The following is a 14,917-nucleotide window of genomic DNA, read 5'->3' as shown; positions in this document are numbered from 1 at the left end:
TTCCGATCGCGCATCATCGAAATAAGCGATGAAGTGATGCCGCCCAACCGCCATGAAGAGCAATGGACATTCGACAACTGGAGACCTTTCTGCGCATCGTGGATACGGGCAGTTTCGCGGCCGCCGCGCAAACGCTCAACGCGACGCAATCGACCGTTTCCGCGCGCATTCGCGAGCTTGAACGCTCGCTCGGCGTCGATCTGTTCGATCGCAGCCAGCATCGCGCGCGGCTCACGGCGAAGGGGCAAGACCTCGTTGTATCGGCGCGCGAGATCGTCGCGCTTGCATCGCGCGTGAGGCATCGTATCGGCGATAAGGACGCGCTCACGGGCACGGTGCGACTCGGCGTCGTGGGGCTCGTCGCGATTACGTGGCTGCCGAAGTTGATGGGCGCATTGCGCGAGCGCTATCCGAATCTCGCGGTCGTGCTCGATATGGGTCTGACGGCGACGCTCGTCGACAAGCTGCGCATCGGCGATCTCGATCTCGCGCTCGTGACGGGCCCAGTCGTGCAAAGCGGGCTTCGAGCCATTTCGCTCGGCTACGACGAATTCGTCTGGATGTGCTCGCCCGCGCTTGCCGTGCCCGCGCGCAAGCTATCGCCCGCCGAGCTAGCGACGTGGCCTGTGCTGGGCTTGTCGTCGCAATCGCATCACTATCCGGTCATCGAACGATGGTTCCGCGATGCGAACGCCGATTATCGTCCGGTCATCTCGTGCAATAACGTGCGCGTGCTCGCGGAGTTGACCGTATCTTGTCTGGGCGTGAGCCTCTTGCCGCGCGCGTCGTATCACGCGGAAATCGCGGCGGGCAAGCTGCGCGTCATCGATACCGCACCGCAGATCGGTCCGGTGCAGTTCGTCGCGCTGCATCGGCATACGACGACGGATCCCATCGTCGCGGCCGTGGCCGAACTCGCGCTGGAGACGAGTGAGTTCGAACGGCCAAGCAATGCGTGAATGCGCTGTGTCGGCTCAAGGCAACGCGGTCCGGGGCTCACCGGAAGGCCGCGCGAACATGCGGAAGGTCGCGAACAACGCGATCAGCGCGGCGAACGAGAGCCACAACGCAGGCACCGCCCGATTCTGCGTGACCTGAATCAACGCGGTACAAATGAACGGCGTGAAGCCGCCGAAGATGGCCTGCGCGAGACTCCATACGAGCGAGAAGCCCGTGCCGCGAATGCTCGCGGGCATGATCTCCGTAAGCGCGACCACCATGCCTGCCTGATACGAGCCGTAGATCATCGCGTACCACATCTCCACGGCGAGCAAGCGCGTGAAACTGGGCGCCTGCACGAGCCATAACATCGCGGGATAGGCAGTCAGAATCACGAGCACTGCGCATACGGTGAGCACGGCCCGCCGCCCCACCCTGTCCGAAATCGCGCCGACGATAGGCAGCATCGTGAAGTTGATGATGCCGACAGCCATCGTCACGAGGAAGGAATCGATGGCGGGCAGGTGAAGCACGCGCGAGCCGTATGTCGGCGTGTATGCGGTGATGAGATTGAACATGACGGCTGTGAGCGTCACCAGCATGATCGCCCCGCCGATGAGACGCGCGTTGTCTCGCAGCGACGCAAAGATCTCCTTGCTCGTCGGATGCCGCGCGCGCGATTCGAACTCTTTCGTTTCTCGCAGACGGCGGCGAATCAGGAAAAGCACGGGAATGATAAGACAGCCGATCATGAACGGAATGCGCCAGCCCCAGCTATTCATCTGTTCGGCCGTGAGCGTGAAGCGCAGGCCCACGCCGAGCACCGCTGCGAATACGACCGCCGCCTGCTGGCTCGCCGATTGCCAGCTGACGAAGAAGCCGCGTCGTCCCGGCGGCGCGATTTCCGCGAGATACACCGACACGCCGCCGAGTTCCGCGCCCGCGGAAAAGCCCTGCAACAAGCGCCCCACCACGACAATGATCGGCGCGGCGATGCCGATTGTGTCGTAGCCTGGCACGAAGGTGATCATCAACATGCCGACTGACATCAGCGCGAGCGTAAGCAGGAGGCCCGCACGCCGTCCGCGCCGGTCGATGTAGGAGCCGAGCACGAGCGCACCGATCGGCCGCATCAGAAAGCCGACGCCGAATGTAGCGAACGACAGCATCAGCGAGACGAATTCGTTGCCGCGCGGAAAGAGCGCCTGGGAGATCGAAAGCGCGTAGAAACCGTAGACGGAGAAGTCGTACATCTCCAGGAAATTGCCGCTCGTGACGCGCAAGATCGTTCGTGCCGATGCCTCGTGCGCTTTACCCGATGTGCCTGATTGCATGACGTGCGTCTCCATTTGATTCGCGCTCTCTGCTCGCAGCCCTCTTGTTCGTCCACATTCTGCGACGGACCGAGCATCGTGTAAACCACATTTTGAATGTAGAGTCCTATATTATAGGACGCACGGGCTCATCTGTCCGATACGAGCGCGCCATCTCGACGAAGTTGATAGGCATCCCATCGAATGCTAATAATGCCGATGCCCGCGCGGGTGTGAAGCGCGCGGGCATCGTCGAACGATCAGTGAAATAGCCGGACTACGTGCCCGCCCACACCGGCACGACGAACAGATACACGAAGCCGAGCAGCGATCCCGCCGTCAGGAAGATAACCAGCGTGAAGCCCAGCACGCGCTGCACGCCGACGCCCGCAATGGCGACGACTGGAATCGCCCAGAACGGCTGCAACAGACTGCCTGCCATTTCGCCCGCGGCAATCGCCATCGACGTGCCCGGCAAGGACGCGCCGAGCTGCATGGCGGCGGGGATCGTGAACGGCCCCTGCACCGCCCAGTGACCGCCGCCGCTCGGAATGAACAACGTAATCACGCCCGATGCGAGATAGCTCAGGAACGGCAAGGTCGTGCTCGAAGCAACGTGAATGTAGGCATGCGCGACGGTTTCATCGAGTGCGGTCGCGCTCATGATGCCCATGATTCCGCCATAGAACGGATACTGCAGCAACATCGGCCCCGTGACCTTCGGGGCCTCCGTCACCGCGCCGACATACCGCCGCGGACTGCCGTGCAGACACAATCCTGCGAGCAGAAAGATAAAGATGACCGTGTTGATGTCCAGGCTCACGCCGTGACGCGTCTACTGGATTGCCAGGTAGCCCACGCCCGCGAGCACGAAAAGGAGGGCGCAGGTGCGCGAGCGTTCGAGCCGGCCCGCGAAAGTCCCGGCGCGCGAATCGGCCGTATCGTCGACCTTCTTGTCTTCCGCTTCGAGCAATGCGGCGTCGGCGGCGATCACGTCTTTATCGGCGGGACGCATGAGGATGAAAACGACCGGAATCAGCACCATTGCAGCGATGCCCGCGAGCAGGTTCCATCCCGCGAACACCGTATGCGCGAGCGGCACCGCCGAGTGCGTATGTTGCTCGACGATATTGAGCGGATTGCCCGGCGACGCGATAGAGAGCGCTATCGAACTCGACATGCCGGTGAACGCCCACAGCACCCATGAGCTATACGCGGCGGCCACGAGCCATGCGAAGTCCACGCGCACTTGCCGCGCGACCTGTTTGGACAACAATGCGCCGACGACCAGGCCGAAGCCCCAGTTCAGGAAGGTCGCGACAGCCCCGACGCCGAACACGAGCAGCACGGCGGAAACCGGCCCCACCGCGAGCTTGCTCACGCTGCGCAAGCCCGATTTGATGAGCGGCGCGCTCGCGAGCGCATAGCCTGTGACGAGCACGAGCACCATCTGGAACGCGAAGGTGAAGATGCCGAAAATGCCTTTGTACCAGCCGGTCAGGATCACTTCGGGCGTGCCCTTCGGTGCGAAGACGAGCGCGAGGCACGCAACCATCGCCGTGAGCAGAATGACGATGACGAACGGATCAGGCATCACGCGTTCGAACAGATACACGCAGGAAGACACCGCTCGCTGCAACAGGGTCTTGCCTTCGTCCGGATGATCGGGGACGGCTTGAGGCCTCACCGCCAGCGGCGGGGAATCATGGGTTTCCATCGTGTGTCTCCTGAACCGGGGTCGATGCTCTCTCGTATGGCGCCTTGTTTTCAGGCCTTTTTTGCAGGCCTTTCACGCGGGATCGCGGGTAAAGGCGGCAGTGACCTCAAGGATTTACGCCATCGCAGATTCGTTCGCCGGCGCATTCTGTCCTGCCAAGCTGATCTGAAGCTCGCGCTCCTTGCGCTGCAGACCGACGAGAATCTGACGGGCGCGGCGCAATGCCTTGTCGGTCTTGAGAAAGAGTTCGGAATAGCCATCGTCCGGGTATTCCATCATCCGTTGCTGCCGCTCCAGCGCCCATTGATCCTGCGCGACGACCTCAGGGAACATCTCCGCGACCTTCTTCGCGGTGGGCATGTTCGCATCGCTCAACGTGGTGTGCCAGTTCTTGCATGACACGTTCCAGCGCCACACGAGATTGCGTTCATCGACCGGCAAGTGGAGATGCAGAAGCGTATACCCGCGTTCCTTGTCCGTGCCGAGTTCTCCCTCGGGCGCGACGCGCATCACCACGCGCGTGAGTCCGGGCGTGACCATGCAATGTGTGTGAACGCGCTCTACTTCGTCATACAGAAACCATTCCTTCAGATACGGCGGCTGCCGATAGCCATGCACGTGGCGCGTCGTACGCACGAATGTATAGCCTTCGTTGTCGCCTTCTTCGAGGTCCACCGGAATCTTGCTGTTTTCCTTATCGCCGATATTGCCGTCGTGCAGCGGATAAAAGTGCGTGATGTCCAGCAGATTTTCGATCAGCAACAAGTAATTCGCGGGCACGTAAAGCGGTTCGGGCGAGCCGATCGACAGGTTCTCCGCATCGGTGACCTCGGGCGTGCGCGGCGGCTCACAGCGCTGCGAAGCCGCGATGTTGCCCGGCCAGATCCAGACCACGCCGTCCTGTTCGCGCACGGGCACGACGCTCAGGCGCGCTTGCGGTGGAATCGGCTTGTCAGGTGCGGACGGAATCGCCACGCATTGGCCCGCCGCGTCGTAGCACAAGCCGTGATATGCGCATTCGAGCTGACCGTTATCGAGCAGCCGGCTTTGTGAAAGCGGAAAGCGCTTGTGGCAGCAGCGATCGTCGAACGCGACGACATCGCCGCTCTCGGCTCGCCACATCACAATGGGACGATTGACGATCTTATGCCCCTGCAACTGGCCGATAGCAAACTCCGACGAAAAGCCGATCGGATACCAGCAATCCTTCACATATTCGAATGTGCTCATGACGTGCATCCTCTTTCTCGATGAGTGTGGAACGTTGAGTCGAGCGGAACCAGTCGCTCCGCGTGTACTTACTGAAACCGCTTGAAAAGGCGCTTCAAAGATCGAGCACCAGCTTCGGCGACTTCGAACGCGAGCAGCAGATCATGACGAATTCCTCGCGGTCCTCGTCGTCGAGCACGGTGTCGCGATGCAGCGGTTCGCCCGCGAGATAGCGCGTCATGCACGTGCCGCAATAACCTTCGCAACACGACGTATCGACTTCCACGCCGTTTGCGCGCATGACATCGACGATGGATTCGCCCGGTGGCACCGTGAGGATTTTTTGCGAGCGCCGCAGTTCGATATCGAAGGGTGTCTCGGTTTCGGTCGCTGCCTCGCTTTCCTTGATCGCGCCGCTTGCGGAAAAGCGTTCGCAATGACGCGTGCCCGCGGGCCAATGCGCACTGGCGGCTTCGATCGCGTCCATGAAACGGCCGGGGCCGCAGTAGTAGAGATGCGTATCGGCAGCCCGTCGTTCGAGCGTCGATACGAGATCGAGTCCATTGCGCGGATCGCCGTGATCGAAGTGCAGCGAGACATCGCCGCGCTCGATGAGCGTCTTCAGGCGATCGAGAAACGCGGCACGTTGCGAGGTGCGCGCGCAATAGAAGAGATGGAACGGTTCGTCGCGCTTTCGCACTTCCGCGATCATCGCCATGACCGGCGTGATGCCGATTCCGCCCGCGATAAACACATGCCTGCGCGCCGACTTCGATAGCGCGAAGTGATTGCGTGGCGCTGAAATAAAGAGCTTATGGCCCGCTCGCAAGGTGTCGTGCATCGCGACCGACCCGCCGCGCCCCGTCGGATCGCGCAGCACGGCGACCACATAGCGATGTCGTTCGTCAGGCGAATTGCAGAGCGAATATTGTCGAATGGTTGCGTCGGGAAGGTGTACGTCGATATGCGAACCCGCCGTGAACGCGGGCAAGGGCTCGTCATCGGCGCTCACGAATTCGAATGCGTTGATGTCGTCGGCCAGCGAGGTAATGGACTTCAGCGTGACGCACAGTTTCTTCTGCCGTTCGTCGTCCGGACGAGCAACCGCCTCCTCTCGCATGAGGACCGTTTCCATGTGTCTCTCTCCTTATCTCGCAGCAACAGTCGGTGCGGGTCGTGTGGGAACGCGCGCTGTGCTTGAAGAAAAGGTTAGGCGTGACGGCACATGAACTCAAACGAGTAATTTGCGCGAAAAAACATCAGGAAACTTGATGTGTCATGGCGCGCCGCACCATTCATCGCGACGAAGCCGTGGTCCTGATGCACTCGAAATCGCTGACTTCGCGAGCCAGTTCCGCAATCGCGCGAGCGAGCGAATAAGAATGCCCGGCGGGACATGCCGCGATGAATTCGACCGGCTCCAACGGATTTTCCACGTGCACGATAGCGAGCTTGTTCTGATCGATCTCCTGCCTGTACGAGCGCACCGGCAGATACGAAACGCCCATGCCCGCAATCGTCATCGACGCCGCAACGGCCACGCTTTTGCAGCGCGCGAGATAGCGGCATCGCACATGTTCCGTGAGGAACCAGTCCTCAAGCGCGGCGTAATGAAACGACGATTGCTTCATGCCGATGATCGGATACTCGGCCAGTTCGTGAGGCTTGTACGTGCGCGCGTCGAGGCCCAGCGCGGGACTTGCCATCCACTGAAAATCAACGGTGCCGAGCGAGAGTGTCGATAGCTCCGGTGTGCGCGTATGCCCCGGCGCGAGCACGAGCTCCAGTTCGGCCTGATGCAGACTCGCCATCAATTCCGCAGTCAGCGCTTCTTCGATTTCCAGACGCACATTCGGATAGCGTTCCGCAATCGTGGTGATGAGACGTGGCAGCCATGTCGTGGTGACGACTTCCGCCACGCCGAAGCGCACCGTGCCCGACACCGCTTCGGGCGCGCCGATCCGATGCTCCAGTTCGGTCGAGAGATCGAGAATGCGGCTCGCATAATCCATCAGTTCGCGGCCCTTCGGCGTGAGCCGCGCCGTGCGATGCGTGCGGTCGAACAACTCGACGCCCAGCGTGCGTTCGAGTTCGCGCACGCGCATGGACACAGCGGATTGCGTCGCATACAGGCGCTCGGCGGCGGCAGCAAAGCTGCCGAGCTTCACGGTCCAGAAGAAAGTCTCCAACTGTTGCAAAGTCATGATCGCGCTGCCTTATGACTAATGGCCGGTCTGGGCGTAGCGCGAGTTTACGGATTTCATCGTCATGCGTCAGCCGTGGAAAGCCCTAGCGATTGCAACTTGTATGAGCATGTCTTATTATCCGAATACATGTGTGTCACGTGTCTTGTCGCGGACACACGACGCTAGCTCAAAGGCAATCCATGCAAGGCAATTCCAGCAAACGCGCCGCCGCTCCGAAACGCGGCAAAACGACGAATGAACCGCTGCTCAATCGCGACAGCGCCACCGCGCTTTATATCCAGATTGCGGATCGTCTCCGCGCGGAGATCGACGCAGGCACCTTCGCGACCGATAGCAAACTTCCCGCCGAAAGCGAGCTGACGCAACGTTTCGACGTAAGTCGCGTGACCGTGCGGCAGGCCATCGCGCAGTTGCTTGCGGACGGGTATGTCGTCAGCAAGCAAGGCAAAGGCACCTTCGTCTCGCGCAACAAGTTCGTCCATGATCTGAAGCCGATGCGCGGCTTCTACGATGCCCTGGTTGCACAAGGCGTGGAGCCGAAGACGAAGCTGCTGGAGTTCGGACCCGTGAGCACGCCGGAACCGTTGCGGCAGGCATTCGGGAAAGACGATGGCGAAAGTGATTGTTTTCGCCTCAAGCGGCTCTATCTCGTCGACGGCGAGCCGATCGCGCTCGTCGTGTCGTATCTGCCGCCGCAGGCAAGCGGGCTCACCTGGGAGCAGGCGAACCGCAACCCTATCTACGTGCTGCTCGAAAATCTGCTCGCGATGCCCGTAGCTCAGGCGCAGATTCGCATTCGCGCGTGTTCGGCGGGTACGTCGGTCGGGCGCGCGCTCGGGCTATCGCCGCGTGCCGCACTGCTCGTGATGGACCGCGAATCGTTCGATGGAAACGGCATGCTGCTGGAACGCACGTCGTTTCATATTCGTCCGGAGAACTACGAATTCACGCTGAGCGTGCAAGGACCGTTGCCGGTCGGCTCGTCGATCAAGAACGTGAACGGCGCGGCATCGCACGATCACGCGGCGTGACCGTGCGACGCTGGCTCGTTTAACGATGCGCAGGTTTTACATGCACCGTCGACGTGCCCTGCTGCCCTTGCGCGAACGTCGCCGAAGCAGGTTCGCCCGCTGCCGCGCGCAACACGCGCAGCGTTTTCGTTGCAGGATCGATCTCGACGAACGCGCCATGCGGCACGACGGCCGTCACGTCGCAATCGAAACCTGCGATCATCGAGATATCGCCGAGGGCCGCGCCTTGCGCGAGAATCGGGTTCACCGTGTTGAACACGATTGCCGCCGGCGCCATGTTGCGCGACTGCATCTCGTGCAACATCCACGCGCTGGCTACGCCCCCTTTCGCCGTATCGAGCACGAGTACCCGGCCGATATACGATTGCCCCACGAGCTTGTGCGACGGCCGCGAAAAGACGCCTTCCAGACGGTTCAGATCGTAGCGGGCGGAGAAGCCGTCGCTTGCAACCAGCGCTTCCGCCGACACTTTATTGCCGAGCGCGTGACGCGCGACAAGCACGATTTCGTTCATGCGAGTTCTCCTGTCACGGCTGCGTCGATGCATGCCTGCATCGATGCCAGCATCGGTGTATAGCCGTATCCGCCGAGAATATTCACCAGCTTCGCGCTGTTGGTGGCGAGCGTTTTCCAGCCCTTCGCCTCGGACATCTCGCGCGCATACGACTGATAAAAGCACATGCCCGCGAGCACCGTGCCGCCCGCATTTTCGATGCGGCGCGTATAACCGAACCGCTCGGCATCGGGCGCGACTTGCGGGCTCGTGATCGCGAGCATCGGCACCTTGAAGGTGCGGCCATCGCAGAGATCAGCGAGCGCGCGCAGTTCGTAAAGACTCAGTTGCGGCGCGGAAAAAACCACGACGTCCACTTGCTTCGCGACTGCATAACTCGCGGTCAGCGCTTCGATTTCCGCGCGTCCGATACGATGATGCACCGGCAACGCATCGCCGCCGACATCTTCGAGCCGCGATGCTTCCGGCGTAATGCCGATGATATGAAACAGCGCGATCGATCCGTAACTCGCCATCGCCGCGCCGAAGTGCTTGAGGTCGTCGGAAGTCGGCGCGGCCTCGATGCCTTCGATCACCGGCACTTCCCAGTAATTGCCCGCGAGACGGCCGATCACGCCGCCGAGGGCGCCCCATTCGTTGAGCGTGCGCGGCGTGAAATCGACGCGAAAACGCTTTGTCGCGCGACGTTTCTCATCGAGATGAAAGCCATAACGCGGCGTGCGTCCCGTGAGGCCAGCGGACAACGCAGACGGGCCGCCTTCGAAATTCGTGCGCGCGCCGCTCACCGAGTTCGAATAGATCACGACGCCGGTATCGCCGAACGCGACGTGTTCGCCGCGCGTGGCCGCAAGCACGGTCTGATAGTTGATGCAGGTGTCGGTCATGCTGACGCCCAGGCGCTCGAACGCGTGAATCGTGCGGCGTTCGAGCTCGACCATCCAGTCGCGCTGACCGAGATCGCTGGCCTTCGAAAAATCGGTGCCACGCGGATCGGTGATGGTCGGAATACGCACGGTGTGACGGCCATCGCCGAATTCGGAAAGCCGCTCCAGCCACATGACGCCCGCCTGTCCGAGACTCTCGGTATCGGCCATGATGTGCGCCTGAGTGACCGGCACGAAATCACGCGCACCGAAGAATTCGCCGACCTGTATCTGATGGCGCATGGCCATTTGCAGGACCTTGCCTTGCTCTCCATTGAGCATGGCGGTCTCTTCATCGTCGAGCAGCATTCGCAATCTCCCTACGGATATCGTCGCTGAAAACTACACCTTGATTGTCTTATCTTGTATTAAGACAAGATAGGCGGATAGTAACGACGTGCTTTACCGATGTCAACCCGCGTCGATCCGTGATTGGCACCGGGCGGCGGCTCGCAAGGCGTCGGCGATTCCACCACTTGACAGGTGCGAAAGCACGGCGATAGCATGCATCACAATGTATTGATACAAGCTAATACAACAACTGAGCCACATGTCTGACCCAGAACATCGCAGCATTTTCGTTCCCGCCGGCGTGAGTCCGCGTGCGCATCAATGCGCCGAACGTTCCCGCGTCGAAAAACAAATCGAGGGGAGACACCGGTATGACCAACATCCATATCGTTGCGCTTGTCCTGCTGGTGGTCGTATTTGCGATCAGCCTGTGGCGCGGCATCAATCTAGGGCTGGTTGCGATTCCCGCGAGCTTCTTGCTGGCGGTGCTCGCGAGCGTTCCGCAAAAGCGGATATTCGCATCCTTCCCGACCGATCTCGTCATGCTGATTCTCGGCGTGATGTATCTGTGGAATCTCGTGCGCGATAGCGGACTTGCGGAACTGATCGTGCATCAGGCTGCCGCGATGTCTCGCGGGCGGCCATGGCTGCTGCCGTGGACGACGTGTGCCCTTACCGCCTGTATCTGCGCACTGGGCGCGTTGCCGATCGCCGCGCTCGTCATCACGTTACCGGTTGCGCTGGAGATTGCGCGGCGCGAGAAAATCCGCCCGTCGTTGATGGGCATTGTGACCATTCAGGGCGGGTGTATCGGCGGATTGTCGCCGTTGAATCCGTGGGCCAAGGTGGTCGCCGCGCAAGCGGCCAAGGGCGGCGTGACGCTGCTTCCCATGCACTTTTTCTTCTGTCAGCTCGCGATCAATTTCACCTTCGCGCTCATGGCGTTCTTCGCGTTTGGCGGAGCCGAACTGATCGCGCGCGGCAGGAGAGGCTACACCGCGTCGGAAAGCGCTTCGGGAGCGGACTCCTCGCGACTCGCGCTGACCTGGCAGCAATGGGCCGCGCTCGCCGCGTTGCTCGGTTTTGTCGCGCTGGTGCTGACACACCACGATGTCGGCCTTAGCGCGTTTTCCATGGGCGTTCTGCTCAACATGGCGGTTCGGGCGGACCCGCGCAAGGTCATCGCCGATCTGCCGTGGAGCATGGTCGTGATGATCTCGGGCATTCTGATTTATATCGGCATGCTCGAACACGTCGGCGTATTGAAGGCGACCGGCGAGCTGCTGCAAAATCTGGAACAGCAATCGCTGGTCCGCGTAGGCATGACGTACCTCGGCACGTTGATGGCGAATTTCGAGGCTTCGTCGGTGGTCGTGCTCGGGTTGGTCATTCCGGTGGTGACGCACTCGCTGGCGAACGAACCGTCCGCGTTGCTTGCGTCGATCCAGTTAGCGCTCTCGGCGACGAGCATCGTCGTGATTACAGCGAGTCCGTTTCATCTGGGCGGCGGACTTGTTCTGGCGGAGTTGCATGGAGATGAGAGAACGTTCAAGGATCTCTTGAAGTGGACGGCGGCGTTGACGCTTTTTGTGCCGCTGGGTGCGTTTTTCATCTGAGGCCAAAGCGAGCAGCCTTCAACTCACCAATGAAAGTGTCGACGGACGGGTTGCGCGTGTCGCCGCGCCAGCAGACGACCATATCGATCGCCGTGTCCTTGTCCGAGAGCGGCCGGATGCACAATCCGCTGCGCTGAATGTTGCGAATGCACTCGGGATAAATGCTCACGCCCGTATTCGCGGCGACAAGGCCGATGATGCCGTCGCTTGTCGATGCCTCCTGAGCGATCGCAGGAGCAAAGCCCGCCCGATGGCAGATTGAGAAGAAGTGATGGCGAAACGCTTCCCACGAATGCGGCGTGCCGAGCACGAAGCGCTCGTTCGCGAGGTCGGTGAGTTTCAGCGCTTTCTTCTGCGCCAGCGGATGCGCGCTCGGCAGGAGCGCGACCATCGGTTCCCGGCCGAACACCCGCGTTTCGACGCCGGGCGCCGCGAATGGCCCGATCATGAAGCCGACGTCGATGGTCGAATCGAGCATCGCTTCTTTCTGCACCGTGCTTGGCATATGCACGAGATCGATGTTGATCGACGGAAACTTCTTGCCGAACGCCTCGATGATGGCGGGCAACGTGCCGTTGATCGCGAAGTCCATGTAGGCGATGCGCAAATGCCCGATGTTGCCCGCCTCCGCGCGTCGCGCGAGCGTGATCGCCTGATCGATATGCGTGAGTGCGAGCTGACAGTGCTCCGCGAACACGCGGCCCGCATCCGTCAACTCGACGCGCCGCGTCGTGCGCGTGAGCAACGCCGCGCCCACCGATTCCTCCAGCGCCTTGATGATGCGGCTCAACGCCGGCTGCGTCATGTGGAGCCGCTCCGCCGCGACATTGAACTGCAGCGCGTCGGCGACCGCCAGGAAGGCTCGGATATGATGAACGTCGATTCGCATGTCGCGTCGTGGACCCTTCAGCGTCTGTCGGGCCGGACGCGAGGTCCTCGCGGTCCGGACAAGTGCCCTATCTTACCGGTCGTCCGGCCGAGCCCAGCGTGATCAGCGCGCCAACGACGACCAATGCCGATACGACGAACAGGCCGTTGTTCAGGCTTCCCGTGACCGTCTTCACAAAGCCGAGCATACTCGGGCTCGCAAAGCCGCCAAGCAGACCCAGGCTGTTGACGAACGCGATCGTGCCCGCTGCCGCGCGCGTGCCTGCGAGGAAGTCGGTGACGATCGCCCAGAACAGCGGCTGCAAAGTGAAGATGCAGGCCGTCGCCACGCTGATGCACGCGAGCGCGAGCCACAGATCGGAACCCGTGCCCGCAATGGCCGACAGCGCGGCTGCGCCGATCAGGGCACAACCTGCCGTATGCCAGCGCCGTTCGCGCGTCCGATCGGAATGGCGACTGACAAGCACCATCGTGAGCGCGGCGACGCCGTAGGGAATCGCGGAGAGCATACCGATCGAGTACGCATCGTTGACGCCCGCACCCCTGATCAGGGCCGGCAGCCAGAAGCTGATCGCATACACGCCGCAGATGAACGTGAACCAGACGAGCGCGAGCGCATAGATCCGGCCGCTTCTCAGCGCGCCGCCAAAGCCGTGTCGCTCGAAGAGAGACGACGCGTCACGCTCCTGGTCGAGCTCGTGCAGCACGACCGCCTTCTCGGCATCGGACAGCCAGCGTGCCTCGCGCGGATTGTCGTCGAGATAGAAGAACGCGGCGATGCCAAGCAGGCACGAGGGCAATCCCTCCACCAGAAAGAGCCATTGCCAGCCTTGCAGCCCATGCACACCGTCGAGCCGGTTCAGTGCCCATCCTGACACCGGCCCGCCCAGCACGCCTGCCATCGCCACCGCGGTGAGAAAGAGCGCCATCACGCGGCCGCGTCGCGCGGCCGGATACCAGCACGTGAGATAGAAAATCATGCCCGGAAAGAAGCCCGCCTCGAAGACGCCGAGCATGAAGCGCATCACATAGAACGCCGTGGGCGATTTCACGAACATCATGCCCGCTGAAGTGAGCCCCCAGAGCAGCATGATCCGGATCAGCGTCTTGCGCGCGCCGATGCGTTCGAGGATGAGATTGCTCGGCACCTCGAAAAGAAAATATCCGGCGAAGAAGATGCCGGCTCCGAGTCCGTACACCGCGTCGCTGAAGCCGAGGTCGCTGCGCATCTGGATCTGCGCGAAACCGATATTGATGCGGTCCAGATACGCCGCCACGTAGCAAACGAAGAGAAACGGAATCAGCCGCCACGTAATGCGGCGATACGTGGCGTTCGCCATCGCGGACGAATGCGGCACGGCATCCTCCGTCAAAACTGCGGCTTGTAATGCACCTTCGTTCATTGCGCTCTCCAAAGATGAGCAATAAATGGCGAAGCGACGACCCCTCGGGAGTCGTCGGTCATCTCGTTCCCGTTCGAAACCGCATGTGGAGCAACGCGGGCCGCCAGCGGCCCGCGCAACACTCAGCCCTTCACCGATTGCAGATAGTCCACGCAGCGATCGACCGATTCGACATCCGCGAACTTCGCATCGATGTCGAACAGGTTCCATTCGACCGCACCCGGCACCCGGTCGCCGATGCATTCACGCACCGCGATCGTGCGGAAGCCTTCGGCCAGTCCATCGCACAGTGTCGTGCGTACGCAGGCCGAGGCCGTCACGCCGGTCACGAGAATCGTGTCGACGCCCGCTGCGCGCAGAAAGCCCGCGAGGTACGTCCCGTGAAACGAGCTCGCGCGCTTCTTGATCAGCACCTGCTCGCCTTCGATCGGCGCGATACGCGAATCGATGGCCCAGAGGTTCTCGTCCGATTGAGCGACCACATCGACGGGAATCTTGTTGTGCCAGAGGCCCATGTCGGTATGCGGATTCTTGCGGTCGGTGACCTGATAGCACGTCGTCACGTGAACGACCGGATGACCGTTCGCGCGGCATGCGGCAAGCAGACGCTGCACGCCGGGAATGATCTGGTCGTCGATGTGCTCGCACGTGAACGGATTGCCCGGTCGCGTCCAGGCGTTCGCGAGATCGACGTTGATCAGCGCGGGCTTCTTACCGAAGCCCACGCGCCGCTGAAAACCGCGCTCCTGATAGAGCTTCGTTGATTCCGCGAAGGCTTGCGCCAACATTTCGTTCAGTCCTGCATTCATCTCTTCACTCTCCGATAGTTACTCTGGGACGCTTGTGCCTTGTGTGTCGGCAAGAAA

The 14,917-nt window shown here is 61.4% G+C and carries 12 protein-coding genes and 1 pseudogene; 3 read left to right on the top strand and 10 right to left on the bottom strand.

The features are described 5' to 3' along the window. Nucleotides 1-62 precede the first annotated feature (62 nt). Nucleotides 63-959, top strand: coding sequence for a LysR family transcriptional regulator (locus PQR08_RS08300; protein ID WP_250485907.1), 897 nt, complete (start codon nt 63-65; stop codon nt 957-959). A gap of 15 nt (nt 960-974) precedes the next feature. On the opposite strand, the gene PQR08_RS08295 is transcribed toward PQR08_RS08300, so the two are convergent. From PQR08_RS08295 to PQR08_RS08275, 5 genes and pseudogenes are all read right to left on the bottom strand, one after another. Beyond that, on the bottom strand, nt 975-2,273 hold the full coding sequence (locus PQR08_RS08295) for an MFS transporter (RefSeq protein ID WP_250485906.1): 1,299 nt from the start codon (nt 2,271-2,273) through the stop codon (nt 975-977). Between the two features lie 256 nt (nt 2,274-2,529). Then, nucleotides 2,530-3,969: pseudogene (locus PQR08_RS08290) on the bottom strand (TIGR00366 family protein). A 114-nt stretch (nt 3,970-4,083) separates the two neighbouring features. Further along, on the bottom strand, nt 4,084-5,199 hold the full coding sequence (locus PQR08_RS08285; RefSeq protein WP_250485904.1) for a Rieske 2Fe-2S domain-containing protein: 1,116 nt from the start codon (nt 5,197-5,199) through the stop codon (nt 4,084-4,086). Nucleotides 5,200-5,293: 94 nt separating this feature from the next. Then, nucleotides 5,294-6,313 (bottom strand): PDR/VanB family oxidoreductase, encoded by a 1,020-nt coding sequence (locus PQR08_RS08280; protein WP_250485902.1) that lies wholly within the window; start codon nt 6,311-6,313, stop codon nt 5,294-5,296. 160 nt (nt 6,314-6,473) lie between these two features. Next, nucleotides 6,474-7,382: a LysR family transcriptional regulator gene (locus PQR08_RS08275; RefSeq protein WP_250485901.1), complete on the bottom strand. Its 909-nt coding sequence runs from the start codon at nt 7,380-7,382 to the stop codon at nt 6,474-6,476. 182 nt (nt 7,383-7,564) lie between these two features. Here PQR08_RS08275 and PQR08_RS08270 point away from each other — a divergent pair, with 182 nt between their 5' ends. Further along, nucleotides 7,565-8,416 (top strand): GntR family transcriptional regulator, encoded by an 852-nt coding sequence (locus PQR08_RS08270; protein ID WP_051626623.1) that lies wholly within the window; start codon nt 7,565-7,567, stop codon nt 8,414-8,416. 19 nt (nt 8,417-8,435) lie between these two features. Here the strand turns inward: PQR08_RS08270 and PQR08_RS08265 are convergent, their stop codons facing one another. Both PQR08_RS08265 and PQR08_RS08260 read right to left on the bottom strand, forming a co-directional pair. Next, the gene (locus PQR08_RS08265; protein ID WP_213233659.1) at nt 8,436-8,930 is read right to left on the bottom strand and encodes an aconitase X swivel domain-containing protein; all 495 of its coding nucleotides are present in this window, start codon (nt 8,928-8,930) and stop codon (nt 8,436-8,438) included. Then, a complete protein-coding gene (locus PQR08_RS08260; protein WP_250485900.1) occupies nt 8,927-10,162 on the bottom strand; it encodes an aconitase X in 1,236 nt (411 codons plus the stop codon). The genes PQR08_RS08265 and PQR08_RS08260 overlap by 4 nt, the downstream gene beginning before the upstream one ends. 353 nt (nt 10,163-10,515) lie before the next feature. Here PQR08_RS08260 and PQR08_RS08255 point away from each other — a divergent pair, with 353 nt between their 5' ends. Further along, nucleotides 10,516-11,760 (top strand): SLC13 family permease, encoded by a 1,245-nt coding sequence (locus PQR08_RS08255; protein WP_250485899.1) that lies wholly within the window; start codon nt 10,516-10,518, stop codon nt 11,758-11,760. Here PQR08_RS08255 and PQR08_RS08250 read toward each other — a convergent pair. The 3 genes from PQR08_RS08250 to PQR08_RS08240 all read right to left on the bottom strand — a co-directional run bounded on the left by PQR08_RS08250 (nt 11,753) and on the right by PQR08_RS08240 (nt 14,860). Next, a complete protein-coding gene (locus tag PQR08_RS08250; protein WP_250485898.1) occupies nt 11,753-12,649 on the bottom strand; it encodes a LysR family transcriptional regulator in 897 nt (298 codons plus the stop codon). The two genes, PQR08_RS08255 and PQR08_RS08250, sit on opposite strands and share 8 nt — an antisense overlap. 67 nt (nt 12,650-12,716) lie before the next feature. Then, entirely contained in the window at nt 12,717-14,051 is a 1,335-nt protein-coding gene (locus PQR08_RS08245; protein WP_250485897.1) for an MFS transporter, read from the bottom strand. A 122-nt stretch (nt 14,052-14,173) separates the two neighbouring features. Next, on the bottom strand, nt 14,174-14,860 hold the full coding sequence (locus tag PQR08_RS08240; RefSeq protein ID WP_187609075.1) for an isochorismatase family protein: 687 nt from the start codon (nt 14,858-14,860) through the stop codon (nt 14,174-14,176). Between the last annotated feature and the right edge of the window lie 57 nt (nt 14,861-14,917).

The organism is Caballeronia jiangsuensis (assembly GCF_046030135.1).
Taxonomy (GTDB): domain Bacteria; phylum Pseudomonadota; class Gammaproteobacteria; order Burkholderiales; family Burkholderiaceae; genus Caballeronia; species Caballeronia jiangsuensis.
This window is presented reverse-complemented; position numbering and strand designations above follow the sequence as displayed.

Excerpts from the sequence above, each read along its gene's own strand:
- PQR08_RS08300 (WP_250485907.1), top strand. The coding sequence starts at position 63 with ATGGACATTCGACAACTGGAGACCTTTCTGCGCATCGTGGATACGGGC.
- PQR08_RS08295 (WP_250485906.1), bottom strand. The coding sequence starts at position 2,273 with ATGCAATCAGGCACATCGGGTAAAGCGCACGAGGCATCGGCACGAACG.
- PQR08_RS08285 (WP_250485904.1), bottom strand. The coding sequence starts at position 5,199 with ATGAGCACATTCGAATATGTGAAGGATTGCTGGTATCCGATCGGCTTT.
- PQR08_RS08280 (WP_250485902.1), bottom strand. The coding sequence starts at position 6,313 with ATGGAAACGGTCCTCATGCGAGAGGAGGCGGTTGCTCGTCCGGACGAC.
- PQR08_RS08275 (WP_250485901.1), bottom strand. The coding sequence starts at position 7,382 with ATGACTTTGCAACAGTTGGAGACTTTCTTCTGGACCGTGAAGCTCGGC.
- PQR08_RS08270 (WP_051626623.1), top strand. The coding sequence starts at position 7,565 with ATGCAAGGCAATTCCAGCAAACGCGCCGCCGCTCCGAAACGCGGCAAA.
- PQR08_RS08265 (WP_213233659.1), bottom strand. The coding sequence starts at position 8,930 with ATGAACGAAATCGTGCTTGTCGCGCGTCACGCGCTCGGCAATAAAGTG.
- PQR08_RS08260 (WP_250485900.1), bottom strand. The coding sequence starts at position 10,162 with ATGCTGCTCGACGATGAAGAGACCGCCATGCTCAATGGAGAGCAAGGC.
- PQR08_RS08255 (WP_250485899.1), top strand. The coding sequence starts at position 10,516 with ATGACCAACATCCATATCGTTGCGCTTGTCCTGCTGGTGGTCGTATTT.
- PQR08_RS08250 (WP_250485898.1), bottom strand. The coding sequence starts at position 12,649 with ATGCGAATCGACGTTCATCATATCCGAGCCTTCCTGGCGGTCGCCGAC.
- PQR08_RS08245 (WP_250485897.1), bottom strand. The coding sequence starts at position 14,051 with ATGAACGAAGGTGCATTACAAGCCGCAGTTTTGACGGAGGATGCCGTG.
- PQR08_RS08240 (WP_187609075.1), bottom strand. The coding sequence starts at position 14,860 with ATGAATGCAGGACTGAACGAAATGTTGGCGCAAGCCTTCGCGGAATCA.